Origin of the sequence: Sphingopyxis yananensis, from assembly GCF_020687785.1 — a bacterium.
Classification (GTDB): domain Bacteria; phylum Pseudomonadota; class Alphaproteobacteria; order Sphingomonadales; family Sphingomonadaceae; genus Sphingopyxis; species Sphingopyxis yananensis.
The window spans coordinates 125127-149239 of the sequence record NZ_JAJEWI010000005.1; the positions used below are offsets into that span (position 1 = coordinate 125127).

Sequence of the window (24113 nt, forward strand, 5' to 3'; positions counted from 1 at the left end):
ATTGCGGCCTTCCGCCGAGGCGAACGACAGCGCGTCATTTCAGGACATGATGGAACTGCGCCTATGCAGCCCGCATTTGTTGACGCGCCGTCAATCCAATTCCGTCATTTCTAACATCAGTTTTTCGATTGTTGCCATGGCGCTGCGCTTAATTTGACAGATGCGCGCCGCGCTGACGTCCATCGCCATTCCAATTTCCTGCAAGTTGAGGTCCTCGGTGAAATAAAGCTGAAGCACCAATTGCTCGCGTTCCGGCAATTGCACAATCGCCTTGATCAAGGCTTGCTTCATATCTGCGTCTTCAATGGCGGCAAAGCCACCTTCATTCTCATCGGCGACCATGAAATGATCAAACTCCATCAGCTCATCCAAGCTGGTGGAGCGGCCTTGCTGGGCATTTTGTTCATAGTCAAAAAAGGCTTCGGCGGACATATTCATCGCTTCTGCCATTTCGCGGCTGGTCGGGCCGCGCATCAATTGTTGCTCCAACTTTGCACGGGTGCCCTGTATCCGGCGATTTGCGGCCATGGCAGAACGGCCCACATCGGCATCGCGCCGCAATTGGTCGATCATCGCGCCCCGAATGCGGGTGGTGGCATAGGTGGAAAAGGCATAGCCGCGATCCTGATATTGGCGCTTGGCTTCGATCAGCGCGATCAGCCCCGTTTGAATCAGATCATCCAAATCATGGGTGCGCGACACTTTGGAATAGACCTGCCACGCAATTTTGCGGACCAGCGGGCTATATTCGGCGATCAGGGCATCCGCGCTGTCGGCGGCGGCATAGGATTGTGCGGCCCGCATCTGTTTCAACTGTTCGGCGGTGTCGGCCCTCATGGCAGCTGACCCTCCATATATTGGTCCGAATCATGGCCGAGGCGCGGAACCTCGGCACCGATGGTGGCAACAATTTCGGTTTGTTTATTGGCCGGAATCTCAAGATAAGAAATCACCGCAACGTCCGGGAAGGTTGCTCGCACCAAGCGCGACAGAGCCGACCGGCAAATGGGGGATGCGACCAATGCAAAGCTGCGGGTGGATAGCAAAAGCGGTTCGACGGCTTCGCCAATTTGTTCGACGATCTTCATCGACATGCCATGTTCAAACGGCCATTCGGCCCCCGGATTGGCGCGCACCGCTTGGTTCAGCAGCACTTCGATATCCGGCGTAAAGGTCACGACGGGCAAGGGCATCCGGCTGGGCACAATGGTTTGAATGATTAAGGCACCAATGCGCTGGCGCACGGATTCGACTAGATCGGCGTCGGTTAGCTGTTGGCCAATCAAGCCGACCATTGCTTCGGCAATTTTGCGGAAATCGCGCAGCGGAACGCGTTCGACCAGCAAAGCGCGGCACAAAGCGGCGATGCGCGGCAAAGGATAGCCCTGCGGAGCTAGATTCTGGGCCAATTGCGGGTAATGCGCCTTCAGTGTGTCGATCAGGGCCTGCGCATCGTCGATACCAAATAGTTCCGACGCCGCGCCAATGATGCTGTTGTTCAAATGGGTTGCCATGACGGTGGACGGGTCAACAACCGTATAGCCCGCTGCAATAGCGTCATTTTGCGACGTCTTGGGTATCCACAGGGCATCCAAGCCAAAGGTGGGGTCTTTGCATGGACGGCCTTGGACCGTATGCAGCAAGTCCCCGCTGTCCAATGCCAGCATTTCATTGGGGAATACTTCATCTTCGCCTACAATGACGCCCGCCACGGAAATGCGATAGGCGTTGCCCGGCAAAGACAGATCATCCACCACCTTGACCGCTGGAATAACAAAGCCCAATTCGCGCGACAATTGGCGACGAATACCGGTGATCCGTGTCATCAAGGGCGAGCCACGCCGTTCGTCCACCAAGGGCACCAGCGCATAGCCAATTTCCAACATGCAGGGGCTGGTGGCGGTGACGTCTGACCATGCAATATGATGCGGGTCGGGCGCGGGTTCGGCTGGTGGCGGCACGTCTTCGGCCAATTCCTTCATTCGGCGGCGCTGCCAACCCACGGCAAAGCAAATGGCCGCAGCAGGCAGGAACAGCATTTGCGGCATAGCGGGGATCATCCCCAACATCGCCAAAATACCGCTGACCGCGAACCAGATGTGGGGCGCGGAAAATTGGCTACCAATCTGGCCGCTTAGGTCAAAAGGTGATGTGACGCGCGTGACAATGGCGGCGGCCGCAATGGACAGCAATAGCGCTGGAATCTGCGCGACCAAGGCATCGCCAATGGCCAGCGTGACATAAACCGATCCTGCTTCTGAAAAGCTGAGGCCGTGGCTGAACACGCCCAATATCAAGCCGCCAATGATGTTGACGAACAAGATCAGCAGACCGGCAACCGCATCGCCTTTGACGAATTTTGATGCACCGTCCATCGAGCCATAGAAATCGGCTTCGGTCGCGACTTCTTGGCGGCGGGCTTTCGCTTCGTCGGGCGTGACAAGGCCAGCGTTTAAATCGGCATCAATGGCCATTTGCTTGCCGGGCAAGGCGTCTAGCGTGAAACGTGCCGATACTTCGGACACGCGGCCTGCGCCTTTGGTGATCACCACCAAGTTAATGATCATCAATACGAAAAAGACGAACAGACCGACGACATAATCGCCGCCGATCAGCACCTGACCAAAGGCTTCGATCACTTGGCCGGCCGCGTGCGTTCCTTCGTGGCCCGACACCAACACCACGCGGGTCGAGGCGACGTTCAGCGCCAAACGAAACAAGGTAGCCAGCAGCAACACCGTTGGAAAGGCCGAGAAATCGAGTGGTTTGGATGCTTGCAAGGCGACCATCAAGATCAGCAGGCTGACCATGATATTGACGATAAAGCTGATATCCAAAATAAGCGGTGTTACCGGCACCACCATCAGCGCCACGACCACCAGCATGGCAACAGGCAGTGCTGATGCGCTCGCTATGCGGCCCATTGCGTTCAAATTGAAAGCGTTCATGCGCGCCCTCCCGACAGCGAGGCAAGGCGGCGATAGGCGTCAGCGGCAAAGCCCATCGATAATTTCTTGGGCATCGGCTGAATTTCCATCATTTGCAAAGGTGGGCGGCCCGGATTGTCACCGCCCGATTGGGTGGTGGCGGACGACGAAATTTCCCAGCCCAACGGTGGGGATACGGGCGCGCCTAGCATCCCGCTGCCATAATGGGGGGGCATCGGGCCTGCGGACGGGCTGGCGTCAGGCCCATTGTCCAATTTGGCGCGGAATAATTCCCGAATTTCCATCAGGCTGCGCATCCGTCCGCCTTGCGCATAAAAGATCGACTGGTTGGCGTCAGCGGCTTCGGGCAACAGGGGGGCACCTGGTTGATTGGGGTCGGCCTTCATGGCCGACAGAAAATTGACGGCGCCGCCGCTGCCCAGAAAATGGGCCAAATATAAATCCACCGATTCTGCAGGGCGGCCAATACGGGGTTCCAAATAAGCGCGATTGTCGGCGGTCAGCGCCGCTGCCATGCTGGACGCCACGGCTGGGTCATCGCGCATCGCCAATATTTGATCGCGCAGTCCGGCATCGCGCACAGAAAAGCGCCCGTTGCTGTCGCGGCTGATGGCATTGGAAGCCCAACCGAGGCCATGGTTCGCGCCATGTTGGTCCAGCGTGGACAGCCATGTTTGATTGGTAAATTGAAACAGTCCCCGTGCGGAGGAGGTGGCCGCCTTGGCGTCAGGGTCAAAATTGCTTTCGACCCGCGCAACATCCATCAAATACCCAAAATCAATGCCGGTGCGGGCCGACGCATTTTGCACGGCTTGGGCGACCGGCGTGGCCGGTTGCGGGGCAGATATGGGACGATAGACTGTATTCATGACCTTGGTTCCAAAGAGACGGATCGTGTCTAGGAACCATTATGCAATCATCATGCCATGTTGATGAAAACCATGAAGATATGGGGTTTGTTAGTAGCTTAATGCCATGCCGCGTTGGTGAATGCCGCGAATTTGGTGGTTTCTGTCAATCCTCTGACGCGTCCATGCCTTGAGCATGTTGATGCGAATGGCGGCGGCATCCATTTTTTCCAGCGTTGCCCCAATCAACAAGCCTGCTTCCTCGGCCTGATCGGCGGGGATATAGGCGTCGTCTAGCAACACCACGGCAGCGGCTAGATTTTCCGTGGCCGAAATAATCGCACCAGCATGGTGGCCGTCCAACGCATGGACCAAATGGTCCAACTGCTCGCTGACATGGTCCAGTGCAGGGTGCATCAACCATTCCTTCCGAAGAAGGTCATCATCGATGATGCGATTTGCTTGGCGTCGGCGCGATAGCTGCCGCCGGCAATAGCGGATTTCAGCGATGCGATACGGTCCAGATCCACCGGCGGACCTTGATCCGCAATGGCACGCGCGGTGCTGATCAGGCTGGCGACAGGCGCACTGTCATAGGCTGAAGCGGCCACGGATGGAGCGGCGATGGGCGTGTTGCCATTGTCAGACATGCGGCGTGCGGCATGGGCACGAGCGATGCCGCTGACGGCATTTGTCCCTATCCGATTGTCACCCGACATAAGCGTCTCCACCACCAGACGTCAGAAAAGTGACGCCATATCTGATGGGTGTTAACGGCCGTGAAAATGTCCGATTAAGCCCGAAGGCCAAAAAAATTGACAAATTATGAAAATAAAATGGATCGGCGCTGAGGATGACCCATTTCTTCTTGATAAGAAACGGTTATTTTTGTGAATAAAGGATTGAAAATGGTGCCTATCGGCTGATTGTGGCGCGACCAGGTCCGGTCACGACCGCCAAAATTGGGTTTTTTGGGTCTGCTCCGCGCAAAGAAATAGCTTCGCCCAAGCGCCCATCTTGTGTGGCGGTCGCGGGATAGCTGACCGAATAATTGGGCGTGTCGATGCTGATGCGCACGACATCGCCGCGCCGAATCATGGCCGGGGCCGCAGGGGTGCGTTTGGCCGCGCTATCATTTGTTCCAAAGAAATTGGCTTGCACGTCATCTTGGGCAGCATGGGCTTGGTTGCTGCGCATGGCAACGCGCAGACGCCAGCCCAAGGATGTACAGCGTACGGCCAGACTGTTGCTGTCCATGGCGGTGATCGCCACTTGTTCGGGGCATCGGGCCAATTTTATCCGGCGATCAATTGGCGCGGCGGTCCGCCCCAATGCGCCAGCGATATTCTGGGTTTGGGCGTCGACAGCGGCCCAGTCCTGCACGGCAGGACCAGCCGCAGCGGCCATGGCCGCCGAAGGTGCCGCCGCGATCGTGCCCATGGCCGTTATGGCCGACATCATATATTGTAACGCCGCCACATATCGAACGCGCCTTTGGTGCGGCTTGGAGCCATCAACAGGCGCAGGATATCCTATATCGTTCCGGCCAAGCTGCGCATATGGGGCGGTGGGGCCCATGGGATCGGTTGACCGGTGCATATGCATCATCTTGTCCTTCTACATGCTTCGCGCCCGTCATGGCGTCAGCCGATCATCCTCGCGCTGCCTTGCGCGGGGAACGGCAGGGCGCATGGGTGCGTCGCCAGCGTCGCTTTTGCTGATCCTTGGCCATGCAGAAACCATGCCAGTGTAGCGGGACATACGGAATTGTGCCGACTTGGCCGCGTATCATTGGCCTTCCTTTCGTGATCAGGATCGGCTTGTCGGATTTTTGACGGGTGCGCTGGTTGGTAGGCATCGCACCGATGGAATGGCCGATGCTTCGATGTCTATGGCACGGAAAATCCATCTTTATATGAATTTGGCACAGCCGTTGCATATCTGTTCCTGATCTTCTGCAACGATGCAAAAGTGCGGTGATCCCGTGTGAGAAGGATTAGGATGATGGCGTCAGAAAAGCTATTTGGTGTGCACGCAGCGGCGCTACAATTGCGTAGCCAACGCATGACGATGCTTGCGTCCAACATCGCCAATGCCGCGACCCCCAATTACAAAGCGCGGGACATTGATTTTTCACAAGCGCTGGACATGGCCCGCGATGGTCGTTCGGTTCAGGATGCGGTGAAATATCGCATTCCGGTTCAGGACTCGCTGGATGGCAATACGGTGGAACTTTCCACCGAACAGACGGCCTATGCGGAAAATGCGCTGGCTTATCGGTCTAGCCTGTCCTTTTTGACGGGACGTATCAACACGCTGACTCGCGCGTTGAAGGGAGAATGACCATGATGACCGGTCCTTTCTCTGTCTTTGATATCAGCGGGCGTGCCATGTCGGCCAATTTGGTTCGGCTGAACACCACGGCGTCCAATTTGGCCAATGTCGGCACCGTATCGGGCAGCGAGCGCGGAGCCTTCCGCGCTATGAAGCCGGTGTTCCGTACGGTGATGGACGATGCGGGCCGCGCCACCGTGGGGGTGGACCGCATTACCACATCGAAACTGGAACCCACCAAGCGCCACGACCCCAATCATCCGCTGGCGGATGGCGAAGGCAATGTGTGGGAAGCCGCCGTGGATAGCGCCGCCGAACTGGTCGAAATGGTCGAAACGGCGCGCCATTATCAAAATAATGTTCAGGTGCTGGAAACAGCAAAAGGACTGATCAACGAAACCCTCAGGATGGGGCAATAATCATGACCGTCAGCAATATTCAGGCCCAATATGGCAATGCGAGCAACGGAATTTTCACCAAAGACAAGCAGTTGGATCAAAATGATTTTCTGCGGTTGATGACGGCGCAGTTGCAACAGCAAGATCCGTTTAACCCCGTCAATAACCAAGAAATGGTCGCGCAAATGGCGCAATTTTCGAGCTTGGCCGGAATCAGCGAAACCAACACTGTGCTGACCAAAATTTCCGAGCAATTGGCGGCGCAGAACCAGCTTCTTCAAGATATTAAGGGCGGTAATTCCGGCCTGACCCCACCCACGCAGGAAGGATAAGAGCATGTCGTTTTACACATCTTTGTCGGGCCTTAAGGGCGCGCAGACCGACATGTCGGTCATTTCCAACAATATCGCCAACGCCAGCTCGACCGGCTTTAAGCGCAGCACGGCGCAATTTGGTGATATTTTTGCATCGTCGCCAACCCAGTCGTCGAAAACCGTGGCCGGTCAAGGACAGCGCCTGAACGGCATTGTGCAGCAATTCACCAATGGCAGCTATGAAACCAGCGCCAAGACATTGGATATGGCGATTGTTGGCGAAGGTATGTTCATCGTCAAAAGCCCGCCCCCGACCGAAGGCGTCAGCTATACCCGCAACGGGACATTCGCACCCACCGCCGATGGCCATGTGGTGGATACCACGGGTTCGCGTCTGCAATTGCTGCCGGTGGACGCCAATGGCGATGTCACCGACCGGACTTTGGCGGGGGCCACCGATTTCGTGCTGCCAACCGCATCGCCGCTGGACCCCACTGCCGCCTTGATCAACGTATCGATCGGTGTCGACGGTTTGGTTACCGCAACCTTTGCCGATGGCAGTGATCAAATGTTGGGCAAGGTCGCCATGGCCAATTTCCCATCCGTTGAAGGACTGCGTCCGGTTGGCAATGCGCATTGGCAATCGACGGGTGACAGTGGTCAGCCGATTATTGATGGTGCCGGTGCTGGTTCGATGGGTTCCATCCGTTCTGGCGCATTGGAGCGTTCCAACGTCGATATCACCGAAGAATTGGTACTGTTGATTGCGGCGCAGCGCAATTTTCAGGCCAATGCCAAGGCCATCGAAGGCGCATCGCAATTGACGCAAACCATCATGAATATGCGCTGATAGGCGCTGATGGACGCCGCGCAACAGGACTGATGTCATGGACCGTTTAATCTATACCAGCCTTTCCGGAATGCGCGGCAGCATGTCGCGCCAGACCGCCACGGCCCATAATCTGGCCAATGCCCAGACGCCGGGTTTTCGGGGTGATCTGGCCGAAATGCAGACCATTTGGATGAAGGGCCCCGGCGCCACCACGCGCGCCATGGGGTCCGAAGAAGTGATCGGCGCCGATATGCGCAGCGGCACGGTATCAGCCACGGGCCGCGATTTGGATATCGCCATGGAAGGCGATGCGATGCTGGTGGTGCAAGCGCCCAATGGCGAAGAAAGCTATACGCGGCGCGGGGATTTGCACCAAACTGCCACCGGATTGCTCACCACGGGTGACGGACATCCGGTGATGGGGATGCAAGGCCCGCTGGTGGTTCCACCAGCCGACAGTGTCAGCATCGACCGCGAAGGCCGAGTGTGGATGGTGCCGATTGGCGGCGACCGTGAAAACCCGATTGAGGCGGATCGCCTGCGTTTGGTGACGCCCGCAGGGTCCAATATCGTCAAAGGTTTGGACAATTTGTTTCGCGTGCGCGGCGGCGGTGCCTTGCCCGATGATCCCGAAGCGCGATTGATCAATCGCTCGCTCGAAGGGTCGAATGTCAGCGCGACCAGCGCGCTGGTGGAGATGATCGAAGCCAGCAAAAGCTGGGATAATCAGTTGGAACTCATCAGCAACGCGCGCGACATGGACAGCGCGACCACCAATTTGATGCAGCTTCCCCGATAGGAGTGAATAGTCATGAGCTTTGGCGCTTTGCACGTCGCACGAACCGGTCTGGATGCCCAAAGCTTCCGGATGCAGGTCATCGCCAACAATTTGGCCAACGTGAACACTACGGGTTTCAAGCGCGACCGCGCCAGTTTTGAAACCTTGGCCTATCAAACGATGACCGCCGCTGGCGCGCCCAGCAGCGCGGACAATCGTTATGCCATTGGTTTGAACCTTGGGACCGGCGTGTCACTGGCGGGAACCGCGCGCATTGATACGCAGGGCGGCTTGAATGTCACTGGAAATTCGCTGGACATGGCAATCGAAGGGTCAGGCTATTTCCAAGTCACTATGCCCGACGGCCGCACCGGTTATACCCGCGCAGGCAATTTCTCCATGGCCGCCGATGGCACGATTGTGACCAGCGATGGCAAACCCTTGGTGCCCCAAATTCAGGTGCCAGAAGGGGCAACGGGTATTTCCATTGGCGCAGACGGCATGGTGTCCGCCACCGTGCCCGGCCAAGCCGAAGTGGTGGAATTGGGCCAGATTGAAATCGCCCGTTTTGCCAATTCGGCCGGATTGCAGTCGATTGGCGACAATATGCTGGTGGAAACCGCAGCATCGGGCGCACCGATTGTCGGCGTGGCTGGCACCGAAGGGCGTGGCTCGCTGCGCGGCGGAATGCTGGAAGGGTCGAACGTCAATGTCGTCGAGGAATTGGTCGACATGATCGAAACCCAGCGGGCCTATGAGGTCAACAGCAAGATGATCCAAGCCACCGACGAAATGATGCGCAATGCGGCACAATCGCTCTAATTCACCCACCTTCTGGGCTTTGACCTGCGGGTCTGCTGTGCTGCTATGTGGCGGCATGGCGGTTCCTGCGGCGGCCAAAAGCAAGAAGGAACAGGTTAACCCCTATGCGGCAAGCGCGCCGGTGATCAACCATAGCTTGCCGGCCAATGGTTCGATTTTTCAGGGGGGCTATACCCCGCTGACATCGGGCGGACTGGCCGGACAAGTGGGTGATGTGCTGACTATCCAATTGGTCGAACGCACCATGGCCAGCAAAAGCAACAGCGCGTCCACCCAGCGCGGTGGGTCGATTGGCTTGACGCCGCCCAGCACGGGGCCACTGAATCTGTTCAAACCCAGCGATATTGGCATGAGCGGGGACCAGCAATTCCAAGGCAAGGGTGCGGCGGCGCAATCGAACCAGCTGAACGGCGAGATTAGCGTGACCGTGGCACAGGTTTATCCCAACGGGACGATGCTGGTGCGCGGTGAGAAAATGCTGACCCTCAATCGCGGGGACGAGCATGTGCAATTTTCGGGCATTGTGCGGGCGATGGATATCAGCCCCGATAACCGGATTTTGTCCACCCGCGTGGCAGATGCGAATATTCGTTATGTCGGCAAGGGCGAGATTGCCCGCGCCAGCCGCCAAGGGTGGCTGGGCCGCTTCTTCTCGATGATCAGCCCTTTTTAGGATGGTGGGAAAAGGTTTTTATACCATGACCAGACTTTCTTCTGTCTTTGCAATATTGGTGCTGTTGGTGGCGGGGCTGGGTTATTCCGGCACGGCATCGGCCCAGCGCATCAAGGATATGGGCCAATTTCAGGGGCTGCGGGCCAACCAATTGACGGGTTATGGCATTGTGGTCGGTCTGGCTGGCACAGGCGATGACAGTCTGGAATTTAGCACCATCGGTATGAAGGGCGCGGTGTCGCGTTTTGGCCTGACTTTGCCGCCAGGGGTGAATCCGGCGCTGAAAAATGCGGCCGCCGTGATGATTACCGCTGAACTGCCTGCCTTTGCCAAACCCGGTCAGCGTCTTGACGTCACCGTTTCGGCCATCGGCAAAGCGAAATCCTTGCGGGGCGGCACATTGGTCTTGGCACCGCTTTATGGCGTGGATGGTAATATTTACGCGATGGTGCAGGGCAATTTGGTCGTCGGCGGTCTGGGCGTGAACGCCGCTGATGGGTCCAAGGTGACCATCAATGTGCCGTCCAGCGGCCGGATCGCCAATGGCGCGACGGTAGAACGGTCGGTTGATACCGGCCTGACGCAAGGCGACCAGTTGATTTTCAACCTCCATCAATTTGACGCCACCAATGCCAAGCGCGTGACGGACGCCATTAACGGCGCCTATGGCGGCGGCATGGCGAATATGATCGACGGGGCGAGCATCGCCATCCGCACGGGCGGTTCGGGTGACGACCGTGTACGCCAGATTTCGATGATCGAGAATTTGACCGTCCAACGGTCGGACCCGTCCGCCAAGGTCATTGTCAATGCCCGCACGGGCACGGTGGTGATCAATGGCGCGGTGCGCGTTGGTACGGCTGCGGTGACCCACGGCAAGCTGAGCGTATCGATCAAGGAATCGCCGATGGTGTCCCAGCCTGCGCCCTTCAGCCAAGGCCGGACGACCGTTGAACAGTCGAGCGAAATCAGTGTCGAAGAAGAATATCGACCCGCTTTTGTGATGCAACCCAATGCATCATTGGCTGATCTTGTTGATAGCATTAACCAATTGGGCGTTCCCCCAGGCGATCTGGTCGCCATTTTGGAGGCGTTGAGTCAGGCCGGTGCTTTGACAGCGGAGCTAGTGATTATATGACCATGTCTCTGCCCTCTTTGTCGTCTTTGCCGATGGCGGCACGCCAAGCGGGGCGTGCCCCCTTTGTACCGATGGCGGCGCAGGCCCCGACGGATAAGGGGCAGGCGATGAACGCAGCGGCGCAGGCTGGGGCGGCGAATGAGAAGCCGGAAAGTGACGATATCCGCAAAGTTGCGGAATCTTTTGAAGCGATAATATTACGTCAACTTTTGGGCTCTATGCGTAAAGCCAAGTTGAGCGAGGATATTTTTGGATCCAGCGCAACGGATAATTTTCGTGAAATGGCGGATGCCCGCACGGCGGATGCTATGTCGAATATGAGGCAATTTGGCATCGCAGATATGGTCGAACGGCAATTGCGCGGATATGGGGGCGGCGTCATGAACGGCAATAGTGCTGTAAATGATGGAAAAACCACAAATAATTCTGATGAAAGCATTGCTGGATGAGCGATCTTCTTTCCATTGGGGCTAGTGGCTTGCGCGTTTATGGCCGTGCGCTTGCGACGGTTGCTGACAATGTCGCCAATGCCCAAACGCCCGGATATGCGCGCCGCACCCTGCAAATGGCAGAGTTGCAGGGCGCTGGCGCATCGGTGCTGTACCGCGCGGCGATCAGCCCTGGCGGGGCAGAGGTCACCGGCATTGCCCGCGCCGTGGATACATGGCTGGTCGAAGATTCGCGCTTGTCGTCTGGCGATGCGAGTCGCACGGGTGTGCGCCTGCAATGGATGAACCGCGTCGAAAATGCCCTGAGCAACGACAGCAATAATATCGCCACCAGCCTGACCAAAGTTTATACCTCGGCCGATTTGTTGACGGCGGACCCAAATAATCCGACGCTGCGCGCCCAATTTTTGCAGGCCGTCGACGAAGTGGCGACGGGTTTCCGGTCCGCCGCTACACAATTGGCCGATGTCGCCCAAGGCGTAACCGATTCGGCCAATGGCGAAGTGGCCCAGTTCAACACCGATTTGGCGGCACTGGAAGATATTAACAACGGCCTGCGCAAAGCGCGTGCTGGTTCGACCAATCAAGCGAGCCTGATGGATCGCCGTGATCAGTTGCTGGACGAATTGGCCGCCAAGGGCGGTATCTCTGTCTCGTTGGACGATCGCGGTGTGGCCACGGTTCGGGCATCCGACAGCGGGGAATTGCTGTTGGGGGCGGGCTATCGCGCGGAATTGAGCGCCAATGTCTCTGCCACCGGCTTGATCAGTTACAGCATTGACGGCGCGGTGCCTTTTGCCACCAGCAAAGGCAGTTTGGCAGGCTTTGCGGAGGTCGCAAGCCATGTGTCCGATCAGCGCGCCGCGCTGGACGACAAAGCCATGGAATTTGCAGGCGTGCTCAACACGGCCCATCAATCGGGGCTGGATGCCAATGGCAATGCGGGTGTGGCTTTGTTTCAAGGCACCAGCGCCGCGACATTGACGGCGGTTAGCTTGACTGCGGCCCAAGTCGCCGCCGCTGACGCCACCAGCAGCAACGGCAATATGCTGGCGCTGGGCGGTGCACGCGGCGCTGACGCACCGGAATCGCAATGGTCCGCCCATTTGGCGGCGCAAGCCCAAAGCACGGCGGCTGCGCGGGCGCAGGATGCAGCGGCCTATACGCGCTATGAAGGCGCCGCAGCGGCGCGGGGCGAGGTGAGCGAAGTCAATCTGGACCAAGAAGCCGCAGAATTGCTGCGTTTCCAACAAGCTTATTCCGCCGCGGCGCGGACCATTCAGGTCGCCCGCGAAACCATGCAAACGCTGCTCAGTTCGCTGTAAAGGACGCCTAAGATGATCAACGCTGTTGGGAATCGCATGACCCGCGAAATTTCGCGCCAACAGCGGTTGGCGTCGGATATTGAAAAAACGCAAATTCAGATCAGCAGCAGCAAGCGCCTGCAACGTATGTCGGATGATCCGGTGGCATCGCGCCGCATTTCGACCATCAACGCCGCGCAAAGCAGCATGAGCAACTGGCAATTGAATCTGACCACCGCCAGCGGAATGGTATCGCAGGGCGAGTCCGTCATGAAATCGGTTTCGGCGCTGTTGCAGCGGGTGAATGATCTGTCGATGACGGCGGTCAACGGCACAATGGACGCTAGTTCGCGCCAAACCATTTCTGCCGAGATTCAATCCATTGCGGACGAAATTGACAATTTAACCGCCAGCCGCGGGTCCAATGGCGAGCCGCTATTTTCAGCCATACCGCATGTGATGCGCTTCGATACCGATATTGCTTTTGCACCCTTGCCAGCGGCGGGCGATGTTTTTGCCATCAATGGTGTCAGCCTGTCGGCCAGCCTTCGCGATGTGGCCAATAATATTGCGACGGGCAATGAAGCGGGCATGGGCACAGACCGCGATGTGGTGATGAATATGATCGGCCATGTCGCCGACCAACATGCCGGTATCGGCTTGGCCGCTGGGCGTTTGGACCGTATCGCAGAAAGCCTCGATTTGCGGGCGATTTCGGTAAAAGATGAACGATCCGGATTGGAGGATACCGATCTGGCGGAGGCAATCTCTTTGTTAAAAGCGCAGGATTTAACCCTGAGCGCGGCACAGGCGACTTTTGCCCAAATTAATCGTCGGACGTTGTTCGATATTTTATCCTAATCCGCTCAACATTTCGCAGGGCCTGCCGTTAAGTTGATAAGGGCCCTTTCTGAACGGGTTGATAGCCAATAGGAGAAAATAGCGCATGTTTCCCGTTATCGGCATTGTTGTGCTTTTGGTGCTGGTATTCGGGGGCTTTGCGCTAACGGGTGGCAACCTTGGCCCTGTCATGCACGCTTTGCCGCATGAAATGCTGATTATTGGCGGTGCGGCGATTGGCGCTTTGATCATCGGCAACAGCGGGGCGGAACTGAAGTCCTTGGCCGGCGGCGTGGGCAAAGTGTTCAAGGGGCCCAAATATAATAAAGATGATTATCTCAGCTGCATTTTGCTGGTGTCCTCTTTGATGAAAATGTTGCGCACGGATGGCCCCGTAGCGGTCGAACCGCATATCGAAGATCCCAAAAATTCGACAATATTCCAACAATATCCAAAGTTGTTGGATGACGAAACGCTGATTCACCTGATCTGCGATACGTTGCGTTTGGTGGTGGTGTCGTCTGGCACACTAGACCCGCATGCTGTCGAAGATGTGATGGATAATGCGCTGAAAAATCATCATCATCATGCCATGAAGCCCGCCGAGGGGTTGCAAAATCTGGCCGACGCTTTGCCCGCCTTGGGTATTGTTGCGGCGGTGCTGGGCGTGGTGAAAACCATGGGGTCTATTGATAAGCCACCCGAAGTTTTGGGCGGCATGATTGGATCTGCCTTGGTCGGAACCTTTTTGGGTGTATTGCTGGCTTATGGTTTTGTTGGGCCGTTCGCGACGCGTGCTCGCAGCGTGATCGAAAGTGATGCGGCCATTTATCAAACGGTCAAGCAACTGATTATCGCATCCCTGCATGGCCACCCACAGCCCTTGGTGATCGAGGCGGCTCGTTCGGGCGTGGCGCATGATCTGCAACCCAGCTTTGCCGAAGTGTTTGACGGCATGCGAGCCCGATAAATGGCCGCGCGTCCCAATCTTCCGCCCCGTCCGATCATCGTTAAAAAGGTGATTGAGCAAGCCCATGCCGGCCATCATGGCGGGGCGTGGAAAGTGGCTTATGCCGACTTTGTGACCGCGATGATGGCGTTTTTTCTGTTGATGTGGCTGCTGGGCGCGACAACGGAAAAGCAACGCAAGGCGCTGGCGGATTATTTTGCGCCAACATTGGTCCAGTCCAAACAGGAAACCGCCGGAGCAGATAGCCTGTTTAACGGTGATTCCATTGTATCGGTGGATGATTATCCGCACCGTCAGGGACAGACGGGTTCCAAGTCGCTGACGATTCCGCGCGATGCCCGCGGCGGGCCAGCAGAGTTGGTGAGCCGCCAAAAAGAGGTCGAGAAGTTTCGCGAAGATGCGAAATCCATTTTACAACGCATCCAAAAGCGTGGTGATTTGAAGCGCTTGGCAAAAAATATCCGTTTTTCCGAAACCACCGAAGGCATGCGCATTGATGTGGTGGACGACAGCGATTTTTCGATGTTTGCGATGGGAACAGGCCAGCTAACGCCCCAAGGGTCGCATTTGCTGACCGAAATTGCTGGGGCGCTTCAGGATGTGCCCAATCGCCTGTCTGTGCGGGGCCATACGGACGCCGCGCCTTGGTCGGCGGCATCGGGCACCAACAATTGGCGCTTGTCCGTAGAGCGGGCGGAAGTTTCTCGTAACTATCTGGAGTTTCGGGGCGTTGCGGGCAATCGCTTCTCGCGGATTGAAGGGGTCGCGGACCGCGAACCCTATGTGATGAATGCGCCATTGGACCCGCGCAACCGCCGAATCTCCATCACTTTGGGTTGGCGGACCTAGGGAGCGAATCGCCCCGCCGCCGATTCTCAATCGCTGTGAGGCTTGGCTTGGCCGGATAATCTGGACCGGTTCAGGATCAACAGTCCGGAATTCATTACCGGTATTTAAATATATTTATAACCAAAAATGGACGATTATGCGTCGATTTGGACCTGTCTGGAGGCACCTGCCGCCCGCTGATAAATGTTTATTTACTAATTTCGTTAAATATCGCCCCATCAGCAAACGCGTCTGGGGAGACGCGAGGAGTATAGCGATGAGCATGGGGCATAACAGGGTGGATCAGCTAGGCGCGTCCGAGATTATCGGTAACAGCCTTGCTGCGCAGCATTTGCGCGGAATGATTCAGCGTGTTGCGCGTTCCAAGGCGTCGGTTTTGATTTGCGGCCCATCGGGCAGTGGCAAGGAATTGGTGGCGCGTGCCATTCACAATTTGGGTGCCCGTTCGAAACAGCCGTTTTCCGCTATTAACTGCGGCGCTATCCCCAGCGAGCTGATTGAATCGGAATTGTTCGGCCATGAAAAGGGGGCCTTTACGGGTGCCACGGCACGCCGCATTGGCCATTTTGAAGCCAGCGAAGGCGGCAGCATTTTTCTGGACGAAATTGGCGATATGCGTTTTGAAATGCAGGTAAAGCTGCTGCGCGTGTTGGAAGATCGCACCATCGTTCGTGTCGGAAGCAGCGAAATGCGCCCCGTCGATGTTCGTGTCATTTCCGCCACTCACCAAAATTTGGATGATGCCATTGCCGATGGCCGTTTTCGCGAAGATCTGTTCTTCCGCTTGGGCGTCGTTGTCGTGCAGGTTCCCGGTCTGGCTAGCCGCACGGAAGATCTTCCGATGCTGATCCGCCACTTCCAATCCAGCCTGCCAGCCGAAGATCATTGCCGCTTTGATGACAGCGCCATGCAAGTACTGATGCAGCATAGCTGGCCTGGTAATGTGCGCGAATTGCGGAATTTTGTGGAACGCGCCAGCGTGCTGCATGGCGGCGAAAGGCTGACGGCGGCAGAGGTCAGGGTGTTGATCAATCCGACGGCCGCGCTCGCGCCCTTTTCCTTTGCGGCGATGTTGGCCCCTGCGGCTGAGCCTATTGCTGCGCCCATGCCTGATCTTGGCGACGCCGAATCAGATGCGGCTGACGCGATTTTCAAGGCCGCGGACGATCTGATCGCCATGATGACCGCCGATCAGGACGCGCTGATGGCGGGTGACGACAGCGATTTGGTGATGCATCATTTGTCGCAGGAACACCAAGATGATGCGGCGGACAACAGCAATGCGATGGCCAAAAAGCCAGCTCATGGCCGCCCGATTGACCTGAAACGGGAAATTGAAACCATTGAATTGGAACAGATTCACGTCGCGTTGGATTTGGCCGATGGCATTATTTCCGAAGCTGCACGTCTGTTGACGCTGAAGCGCACGACCTTGATCGAAAAAATGCGCAAATATGGCGTTCAGTTACAGGCTGCCTAAGCCGCTTTTCGCGATGACTAGGATCATTTGCTGAGTTGTTGCGTTGCTGGCGTTTTTATTGCGCCTGTTCCCGCAACTGCCGCCATGCACTGCTGACGCTATTCACGCCGTCCAGCAATTCATGCACCATATCGTCATTGTTCAGGCGCACGGCATCGTCCAATTTGCGGCGCATACTGCGGTATACGCGGGACAAGGCCTCTGCCACCTCTCCACCAGCTTGATGGTCCAGATTGGCGTCCAGGCCGATTAAAATGGTGCGAGCGCGTGTGGCCGGTTCGGTTGCGGATACGCGTTGACCCTGCCGGATCATCGACGACATAACGCCCAGCGATAATTCCAGCTCGTCATACAGCATGGAAACCAGCTCTAGCGGATCGGCTCCGGCAGCGCGGCTTTCCTGTTGCATGCGGCGATAGGTTCCCGCTGCGCGAAGGGTAGAGGCAGTTGCGACCACGATAGCGTCTCTTAGCTTTTATACTGGTTGTTCCAAATCTCGATCTGTTGTTCGAGATAGGATTGCGTGGCCTTATAGGCCGCCAATTTGGCGTCCAGACCGCTATATTGTTTTTCCAAACGCGCGCGATAAGCTTCTTCGCGGATTTCGACCTTTTCCAACTGCTCAACCAGCGATTTCTGGCGGCTTTCCAGCGATTTGTTCACACGGTCCAGCACGCCGTCCGATGCGACAGCCTTGTCGCGCAGGGCGTCGAGCACGCCAGCGATGCCGGGGTCGGTCGCGATGCTGTGTGTGCCGTCGCGGCGGGGGTTGAAAATCGCCTCAACCGCGCCGGCATCCTTGGCCAAGGCGGCGTCCAGCTTGGCTTGGTCCAGAACCAACAGTCCTTCTTTGCTGGTGCTAATGCCGATGGATGCCAGCGTGTTGATGCTAGGATGACTGGTCAACAGCGTGTTGACCATGCCCGTCAGTTCGGATTCCAATTGGCGCATCGAGGTGCCAAGGCCGCTGAGCTTGCCAGCCTCTGTCAGGCTTTTTTTCAATTGGTTATAGACGCTGACAAAGTCGCCAACGGTTTGACGAATAATGTCCAAGGGGCGGCTGGCACCAATTTCGACGGGCTGGCCGCCGGATGTTTTCTTCAAGCTGATCGACAGGCCGGACAAGACATCATCGACAATATTGGATGCACGGCTGAAGGCGATACCGTCGACGGTAAATTCGGCGTTGGCCGCGCTTTGGCCCAGCGTCATCGCACCGCCATTGCCATAAGAAAAATTGGTTAAATTGGCGTCTGCGCCTGCATCAGGGGTCAGGGTAAAGGCATTGGCGGTGCCGGTCGCCCCCTTCAGGACCAATCGCTGGCCACCTTCGTCGCTGACCAAGGACGCTGTCACGCCGCTGCCGCTTTTGTTGATGGCGTCGACCAAGCCGTTCAGACTGTCATTGGTCGATCCGATGGTGATGGTGAAATTTTTGTCCCCCACCGCCAAGGTCATGGTGCCTTGGCCGATCGCGGCGGTGCGGTCCGCGACAACGGCGGAAACGCTGGTCTGGGCGCGGGCCAACTGATTGACGATGACGGTGGCGTTGAAACTGTCCGCCGACATGCCCGCGCGGGCGGTGACGGACATGATATTTTCGTCCGAGGAGGTGGCTTTGCTGCGCAGGGTTCCGTCGGACACCATCAGTTCGAGCGAGTCAGCAAAGCCGTCCAAATCTGCACGGGCTTGTGCCAATGCGCTGATTTTCGATGTATTTTGCGCGGCCAGCGTGGTGATGCGTTCGACCTTGGGCTCGCGGGACGCTGCAGCCAGATCATTGACCAATTGCTTGGTGTCGATTCCCGACCCCAAGCCCAAACTGTTCACAATAGAGCTGACCATGGCAAATTCCTTTGCCTTGTTAACGGCGCGGACATGCGAAGATTAAGCGGATTTTCCCAAGAAATTACGCGCTGGTCTGTTTTTGACCCTCGGGGTCATAATGGTGGGTTGGGGGGACATCGACCATGGGTTGGCTGCGCCCTTCGGCCATGGCTTGTTCCAATTGGAACACAAAGGCCAAGACAGTGGCGACCGCGACAAATAATTCCTCGGCAATCATATGTCCGGCCCGCGAGGTGAAATAAATGGCGCGGGTTAGCTGCGGATATTCCAACATGGGCACGGCAGCATCGCGGGCCAGTTCGCGAATGGCCAAGGCCACATCGCCGCGCCCGCGTGCCACCACCACAGGGGCGGCATCCACGCCCGGGCGATAGCGCAGCGCGACGGAGAAATGAGTGGGGTTGGTCAAAATCACCGTGGCCTCGGTCACGGCTTGGCGGGCGGAGTTGGACAATAGGTCGTGACGGCGTTGGCGCTGGGCCTGCTTTAATTCTGGCGAGCCTTCGCTTTGCTTCATTTCGTCGCGAATATCTTGTTTGCTCATCATCAAGCGCTTGTTGCGCTGAAACCATTGGGCCGGAACGTCGATCAGCGCGATGACGACCAAGCCGCCGGTCATGGTCAGCACCGCCAGACCGATTTTCTTGCCCGCTAGGCCAATGGCTCCGACCAAGTCGGAACCCGCCAAGGCCATAATCGCGGGCAGATTTTGCGCGATGATGATATAGCCAATGACGCCCAACAGCGCGACCTTGGCCAAGGCTTTGATCAATTCAATCACGCCGTTCATGCCGAACATGCGTTTCAGCCCGCTCATTGGGTTAATGCGATTTCCCTTGAATTGCAGCGATTTCCCGCGCCATCCAAAGGACCCCAACATGGCAGGGCCAGCAATGGCGGCCAACAGCGCCAGCGCGAACAAGCTGGCGAGCGGCAATAAAATATCCACACCATTGCGCAGCAAGGCCTGTGCGGGGTCGAAATCGCCGACATCGGCGGCATTCAGGGTCAGACCGCGCCGCACCAATTCGCTGGCGGATTGCACGAACCAGCCGCCTGCGGCGATGAGCCAGCCCGCGGCCGCCAGCATCATCAAGGCGGTGGCCAATTCGCGGGACATCAGCACATCCCCCTCTTTCTTGCTGTCTTGCAGCTTTTTTGGGGTAGGCTTTTCGGTTTTTTGGTCTTTGTCGCCTTGTCCTGCCATGGCGTCAGCCCTTTGCCGCGATGCTACGCGCCAAATCGAGCGCGTCGGACAAAATACGGCCAATCGCTTCGGCCATGGCGGGGGTGCCGATGCCCAGCAAGATCAGGCCCGCCAGCAAGGTGGCGGGAATGCCCACGGCGAACAGATTCAGCGCGGGCGCCGATCGGCCAATGACGCCCATGATGATCTGCACCAATATCAGCACAAATCCGACGGGCAGGGCGATGGTCAGGCCTGCAGCGAACATCAGGCTGCCAAATTCAATCACGCTGCCAATGGCATTGAGCGACAGAAATCCACCGCCTGGTGGCAGCGCGACATAGCTTTGGACAAGGATGTCGGCCAGCAACAAATGCCCGTCCGCCGCCAAAAAGAGGGCGGTAGCCAGCATCGACAAAAATTGCCCGATGGCGCTGCTCATTTGGCCGCTCATTGGGTCGGCCATGGCGGCAAAGCCCAAACCCATGGCGTTGCTGATCACTTCGCCGCCGATCAAGGCCGCCGCCAAACCCATTTGCAGGACAAAGCCGATGGTCAGGCCGATCAGCACTTCGCTGGAGATATAGAGAAAACCGGGTACGGAGACCAAGCCGTCTGGCGGCAAAGCCATGCCGGATGCGCTGACCGCCGGCAGGCCGACCGCCAAGGCAATGACCAGACGCAATTGAACGGGCACATTAGATGCACCAAAAACAGGCGCCGCCAAAAAGGCGGCACCGGGCCGGATCATCGACACCATCCACAATTGCAGCATGGCCTCGATATTGGGGATGTCGGCGGGGTTCATGCCCTGATGCTCGTCCGGCGGCCGATCAGCGGACCAGCGCCGGAATTTGAGCAAAAATTTCCTTGGTGAAGTCGGTAAGCAGCACCAAAATGCTGCCGCCGAAAATGGCCAGACAGATGGCGGCCACGATCAATTTGGGAATGAAGGTCAGCGTCTGTTCGTTGATCGATGTGGCCGCCTGCACCATGCCCAGCAACACACCAATGGCCAGAATGGGTAGCAGCAAGGGGGCGGCGGCCAAGGCCAGCACCCACAGGCTTTGTTGCGCCACGCCAATGAAATAATCGGCCTCCATCCGCTAGACCCCCACAAAGGAGGAAGCGAGCGATCCCATCGTCAGTGCCCAGCCATCAACCAGAACAAATAGCAATAATTTGAACGGCATAGATATGATCATCGGCGATAGCATCATCATACCCAGCGACATCAGCGCGGAGGCGACGATCAAATCGATCACCAGAAAGGGCAGAAAGATTAAGAAACCAATTTGGAACGCCGTTTTCAATTCGCTGGTCACAAAAGCGGGCAGCAAAATGGTAAAGGGCACATCTTGAGGCCGCGCATAAGTGGGGGCCTTGGCGATTTTGGCGAACATCATCAAATCAGACTTGCGGGTCTGGGCCATCATGAAACCATGGACAGCGTCACCAGAACGCACCACCGCTTCGCCAATATCAATTTGTTCTTGGCCATAAGGTTCGATGGCCACACGATTCACTTCGCTAAGCACCGGTTGCATGATGAACAGCGATAAAAAGAGGCTGAGTCCGACCAACACCTGATTGGGCGGGGTTTGTTGCAAGCCCAGCGCGTGGCGCAGGATCGACAGCACAATGATGATGCGCGTGAAACTGGTCATCATCAGCAGCAGCGACGGCAACACCGTTAGCAGGCTCATCAGCAGCAAAATTTGCAACGACAGGCTGAGCGGGCGACCATCGCCGCCGATTTCGGCGACCGCGCGGTTCAAACCCTCGGCCGTTTGGGCCATGGCGTCACCCGCGCCGAAGCACAGCGCGCCTACAACCGCGAGGAGCAGGCCAAAGCGTGCCGCCGTTGCCATCGGGCGGTGGCGGTCAGCCGACATGAAAGTCGCCATCGCCCTGATCGGTGTAAATCCGCTCGGCATAAGGGGGCTGCGGCATGGATGGGTTGTAATGATCATCGCGGCCAGCGCGATCTGGGCCATTGTCCGCCAAGCGGGTGATGCCCGCACGGGAAATGGCGATCATAATCTGTTTGCCGCCAAATTCGACAACCGCCAGCTTGGACCCCGGCCCCAGCGGCATGACGTCAATCATGGTCATGGCGCGGCCTGCGCGTTGGTGGCCCATGGGCAAGCCAATTTGCGCCTTTTTCCACAACCATAAGCTGCCCCATGCCATGGCCCCGACGACCGGCAGCATGATCAGCAGACGAAGAATATATTCGAGCATCAGCCCCTCCGCTCGACGCCTGCCCAGCCGCGTTCAGGGGCCACCAATTCGGCCACCTTAATGCCATAGCGGCCATCAACACTGACAATCTCGCCCTTGGCGATCAAGGTACCATTGGCGTATATGTCCAGCAATTCCGTGGCGGCGCGGTCCAATTCAATGACGCTGCCTTCGCTGATCGACAGCAATTCGGACAGTGGCATGGTGGTGGACCCAACCTCGACCGACACACGCAGCGACACGCCAGCCAATAGATCAAAATTGGGGGTGGCAGAAATATTGCGGGTATCGCGGCGTTCGCGGGCGGGCGCAGCGTCGGCTTCGCTCATATCACTCATGGTCCGGTCCTTCTTCGATATGCTCGATCATAATTGCGGCATTGCCATTGGATTCGCCAATGGTACCGGATGCAAAGCGCAGGCCGGATACCGTTACCGGAACATAGCGGGGTATGGTTAACGGAATGATATCCCCAACCTCAAGCGCCATTAATTTCACCAACGGAATGTCGCTGCGGGCCAAGACCGACCGCACGGGCAAATGCACATTTTGCACCGCCTTGTGCAAGGTGGATTTCCAAATGGGGTCATGATGGTCGGGAACATCAGGTTCGACGATCAATTCGGCGGCGGCAATGCCGCGCATCGCGGCCAAGGGATAGGCGCACAAAATGCTAAGCCCATCAAAGGGCGCGCCTTTGATGGTAAATTGTTGCACCACCACATCGTCACCGCCGCGCGCGGGTGTCAATTTTCCGCCATCCATGCTGACAATGTCGAGCACGGGTTCCAAATGCAGTTTGTCGCGCCATGCGCTGGCCAATTGCAGGGCCATGTCACGGCCAAGTCGGGCGGCAAAGCGTTCCTCGGCGTCGGTTAATTCTTCGCGGTCGCCAACCAATGTGCCTTTGCCGCCGTAAAAAATATCGACCAGTTGCAGCACCAATTTGCGCGAACCTGCAATCAATAATGGGCCTTTGAGGGCGGGGACATGAAAGCGCCAATATATGGCTGGGGAGATGCCGCCCAGCCATTCGGTAAAGCTCATTTGCACGCTGTTGCTGCGTTCGACCTGGATGGTCGGCGCGCCCAAGGCGCGGATCAGGTCGCGCAGGCTGCGGGAAAATTGATTGGCAGTGGCGTCCAGCGCCGGAAAATGATGCGTCGCTTCTTTTTGGCGCAGCAATAGCGGCGACGGGGCGTCACTTTGTGGCGCGGCTTTCGCCGCTTTGCCCCGCGCCGATGTCATTGAATCACCATGCTGGTGAAATAGACATTGTCGATACCACCAAAGCCTTCTTTTTCCCGCAGCACATCGTTGATGGCGTTGGTCAATTGGCGTTGCAATTGCTGCTTGCCTTGTGATGTCGACAATAGCGCTGGATCTTGTTCGGCCAGCACCATCAAGACCACCGAACGGATGGGCACGGCCTGACGTTTGATATTGTTGATCACCTTGCCATCATAAAAGGTCGACAGGCTGATGCCGATTTGCAGAAAGCCGGACCCGTCCGCCAAATTGGTGGTGAAGGGGTCGGGGATCGCATAATAAGTGATTTCATATTTGCGCGGATCGACCTTGAATTGGTCGTTGGGCACGGAAACGGTTCCCACCTTTGGCGGCGTTTCATCTTCTTTGCCATTGGCGGCTGGCACTGGGGCTTCTTTGCCCCGTACCACCAATTTGGGAAAATTATCCTCTGGCCGCTTTTCGCTAGCGCTGAGGGCACCGAAATAAACGCCAGCACCTGCACCCGCACCAATCAGTACGATAACAGCCACAGAAATCAGCAAGATTTTCTTCAATCCGCCCTTTTTCTCGGGTTCAGTGGTGGTGTCCTTGCTCATCTATCGGCTCC

Annotated in this window: 30 protein-coding genes; 14 read left to right on the forward strand and 16 right to left on the reverse strand. The window is 57.2% G+C overall.

The features are described 5' to 3' along the window. Positions 1-90: 90 nt before the first annotated feature. From LKO31_RS03110 to LKO31_RS03135, 6 genes are all read right to left on the reverse strand, one after another. Positions 91-837 (reverse strand): sigma-70 family RNA polymerase sigma factor, encoded by a 747-nt coding sequence (locus tag LKO31_RS03110; protein WP_227688615.1) that lies wholly within the window; start codon positions 835-837, stop codon positions 91-93. Beyond that, positions 834-2948, reverse strand: a complete 2115-nt coding sequence (flhA, locus tag LKO31_RS03115) for a flagellar biosynthesis protein FlhA (protein ID WP_227688616.1) — start codon at positions 2946-2948, stop codon at positions 834-836. The genes LKO31_RS03110 and flhA overlap by 4 nt, the downstream gene beginning before the upstream one ends. Next, positions 2945-3817, reverse strand: a complete 873-nt coding sequence (locus tag LKO31_RS03120; protein WP_227688617.1) for a transglycosylase SLT domain-containing protein — start codon at positions 3815-3817, stop codon at positions 2945-2947. Before LKO31_RS03120 ends, flhA begins: the two co-directional genes overlap by 4 nt. 90 nt (positions 3818-3907) lie before the next feature. Then, positions 3908-4213, reverse strand: coding sequence for a hypothetical protein (locus LKO31_RS03125; RefSeq protein WP_227688618.1), 306 nt, complete (start codon positions 4211-4213; stop codon positions 3908-3910). Further along, entirely contained in the window at positions 4213-4515 is a 303-nt protein-coding gene (gene flgM / locus LKO31_RS03130) for a flagellar biosynthesis anti-sigma factor FlgM (protein ID WP_227688619.1), read from the reverse strand. Before flgM ends, LKO31_RS03125 begins: the two co-directional genes overlap by 1 nt. Positions 4516-4711: 196 nt before the next feature. Further along, positions 4712-5275, reverse strand: a complete 564-nt coding sequence (locus tag LKO31_RS03135; RefSeq protein WP_227688620.1) for a flagella basal body P-ring formation protein FlgA — start codon at positions 5273-5275, stop codon at positions 4712-4714. A 522-nt stretch (positions 5276-5797) separates the two neighbouring features. On the opposite strand from LKO31_RS03135, the gene LKO31_RS03140 reads away from it, so the two are divergent. The 14 genes from LKO31_RS03140 to LKO31_RS15060 all read left to right on the forward strand — a co-directional run bounded on the left by LKO31_RS03140 (position 5798) and on the right by LKO31_RS15060 (position 16977). Further along, entirely contained in the window at positions 5798-6139 is a 342-nt protein-coding gene (locus LKO31_RS03140) for a flagellar basal body rod protein FlgB (RefSeq protein ID WP_227688621.1), read from the forward strand. Positions 6140-6144: 5 nt separating this feature from the next. Beyond that, positions 6145-6549, forward strand: coding sequence for a flagellar basal body rod protein FlgC (gene flgC / locus LKO31_RS03145; protein WP_407699249.1), 405 nt, complete (start codon positions 6145-6147; stop codon positions 6547-6549). 2 nt (positions 6550-6551) lie between these two features. After that, positions 6552-6860 (forward strand): flagellar hook assembly protein FlgD, encoded by a 309-nt coding sequence (locus tag LKO31_RS03150; RefSeq protein WP_227688623.1) that lies wholly within the window; start codon positions 6552-6554, stop codon positions 6858-6860. A 4-nt stretch (positions 6861-6864) separates the two neighbouring features. Continuing rightward, a complete protein-coding gene (locus LKO31_RS03155) occupies positions 6865-7692 on the forward strand; it encodes a flagellar hook-basal body complex protein (protein WP_227688624.1) in 828 nt (275 codons plus the stop codon). Positions 7693-7729: 37 nt separating this feature from the next. After that, positions 7730-8473: a flagellar basal body rod protein FlgF gene (locus tag LKO31_RS03160; protein ID WP_227688625.1), complete on the forward strand. Its 744-nt coding sequence runs from the start codon at positions 7730-7732 to the stop codon at positions 8471-8473. A gap of 12 nt (positions 8474-8485) precedes the next feature. Beyond that, a complete protein-coding gene (flgG, locus tag LKO31_RS03165) occupies positions 8486-9274 on the forward strand; it encodes a flagellar basal-body rod protein FlgG (protein WP_227688626.1) in 789 nt (262 codons plus the stop codon). A 55-nt stretch (positions 9275-9329) separates the two neighbouring features. Further along, positions 9330-9947: a flagellar basal body L-ring protein FlgH gene (locus tag LKO31_RS03170; RefSeq protein ID WP_227688627.1), complete on the forward strand. Its 618-nt coding sequence runs from the start codon at positions 9330-9332 to the stop codon at positions 9945-9947. Between the two features lie 25 nt (positions 9948-9972). Beyond that, positions 9973-11085, forward strand: a complete 1113-nt coding sequence (locus LKO31_RS03175; RefSeq protein ID WP_227688628.1) for a flagellar basal body P-ring protein FlgI — start codon at positions 9973-9975, stop codon at positions 11083-11085. Beyond that, positions 11082-11534: a rod-binding protein gene (locus LKO31_RS03180; protein WP_227688629.1), complete on the forward strand. Its 453-nt coding sequence runs from the start codon at positions 11082-11084 to the stop codon at positions 11532-11534. The genes LKO31_RS03175 and LKO31_RS03180 overlap by 4 nt, the downstream gene beginning before the upstream one ends. Then, positions 11531-12859: a flagellar hook-associated protein FlgK gene (gene flgK / locus LKO31_RS03185; protein ID WP_227688630.1), complete on the forward strand. Its 1329-nt coding sequence runs from the start codon at positions 11531-11533 to the stop codon at positions 12857-12859. Before LKO31_RS03180 ends, flgK begins: the two co-directional genes overlap by 4 nt. A 12-nt stretch (positions 12860-12871) precedes the next feature. Further along, complete coding sequence (locus LKO31_RS03190) at positions 12872-13699, forward strand: flagellin (RefSeq protein WP_227688631.1); 828 nt, start codon at positions 12872-12874, stop codon at positions 13697-13699. A gap of 85 nt (positions 13700-13784) precedes the next feature. Continuing rightward, a complete protein-coding gene (gene motA, locus LKO31_RS03195; RefSeq protein WP_227688632.1) occupies positions 13785-14648 on the forward strand; it encodes a flagellar motor stator protein MotA in 864 nt (287 codons plus the stop codon). After that, positions 14649-15497, forward strand: a complete 849-nt coding sequence (locus tag LKO31_RS03200; RefSeq protein WP_227688633.1) for a flagellar motor protein MotB — start codon at positions 14649-14651, stop codon at positions 15495-15497. It abuts the gene before it with no gap. 256 nt (positions 15498-15753) lie between these two features. Beyond that, positions 15754-16977 carry a sigma-54 interaction domain-containing protein gene (locus tag LKO31_RS15060; RefSeq protein ID WP_320443473.1) on the forward strand — a complete coding sequence of 408 codons (1224 nt, stop codon included), beginning with the start codon at positions 15754-15756 and terminating at the stop codon, positions 16975-16977. Positions 16978-17032: 55 nt separating this feature from the next. Here the strand turns inward: LKO31_RS15060 and LKO31_RS03215 are convergent, their stop codons facing one another. The 10 genes from LKO31_RS03215 to LKO31_RS03260 form a co-directional block, all read right to left on the reverse strand. Continuing rightward, entirely contained in the window at positions 17033-17434 is a 402-nt protein-coding gene (locus tag LKO31_RS03215) for a flagellar export chaperone FliS (RefSeq protein ID WP_227688634.1), read from the reverse strand. Positions 17435-17445: 11 nt separating this feature from the next. Beyond that, on the reverse strand, positions 17446-18822 hold the full coding sequence (gene fliD, locus LKO31_RS03220) for a flagellar filament capping protein FliD (RefSeq protein WP_227688635.1): 1377 nt from the start codon (positions 18820-18822) through the stop codon (positions 17446-17448). A 64-nt stretch (positions 18823-18886) separates the two neighbouring features. Next, positions 18887-20032, reverse strand: a complete 1146-nt coding sequence (flhB, locus tag LKO31_RS03225; RefSeq protein WP_227688636.1) for a flagellar type III secretion system protein FlhB — start codon at positions 20030-20032, stop codon at positions 18887-18889. A gap of 4 nt (positions 20033-20036) precedes the next feature. Continuing rightward, positions 20037-20819, reverse strand: coding sequence for a flagellar biosynthetic protein FliR (fliR, locus tag LKO31_RS03230; RefSeq protein WP_227689556.1), 783 nt, complete (start codon positions 20817-20819; stop codon positions 20037-20039). 25 nt (positions 20820-20844) lie between these two features. Beyond that, positions 20845-21114 carry a flagellar biosynthetic protein FliQ gene (locus LKO31_RS03235; protein WP_227688637.1) on the reverse strand — a complete coding sequence of 90 codons (270 nt, stop codon included), beginning with the start codon at positions 21112-21114 and terminating at the stop codon, positions 20845-20847. Between the two features lie 3 nt (positions 21115-21117). Further along, a complete protein-coding gene (gene fliP / locus LKO31_RS03240) occupies positions 21118-21906 on the reverse strand; it encodes a flagellar type III secretion system pore protein FliP (protein ID WP_227688638.1) in 789 nt (262 codons plus the stop codon). Further along, on the reverse strand, positions 21896-22255 hold the full coding sequence (locus LKO31_RS03245; RefSeq protein WP_227688639.1) for a FliO/MopB family protein: 360 nt from the start codon (positions 22253-22255) through the stop codon (positions 21896-21898). The genes fliP and LKO31_RS03245 overlap by 11 nt, the downstream gene beginning before the upstream one ends. After that, positions 22255-22593 carry a flagellar motor switch protein FliN gene (gene fliN, locus LKO31_RS03250; RefSeq protein ID WP_227688640.1) on the reverse strand — a complete coding sequence of 113 codons (339 nt, stop codon included), beginning with the start codon at positions 22591-22593 and terminating at the stop codon, positions 22255-22257. The genes LKO31_RS03245 and fliN overlap by 1 nt, the downstream gene beginning before the upstream one ends. Continuing rightward, positions 22586-23503 (reverse strand): FliM/FliN family flagellar motor switch protein, encoded by a 918-nt coding sequence (locus tag LKO31_RS03255; protein WP_227688641.1) that lies wholly within the window; start codon positions 23501-23503, stop codon positions 22586-22588. Before LKO31_RS03255 ends, fliN begins: the two co-directional genes overlap by 8 nt. Further along, positions 23500-24102 (reverse strand): flagellar basal body-associated FliL family protein, encoded by a 603-nt coding sequence (locus LKO31_RS03260; protein ID WP_227688642.1) that lies wholly within the window; start codon positions 24100-24102, stop codon positions 23500-23502. Before LKO31_RS03260 ends, LKO31_RS03255 begins: the two co-directional genes overlap by 4 nt. Between the last annotated feature and the right edge of the window lie 11 nt (positions 24103-24113).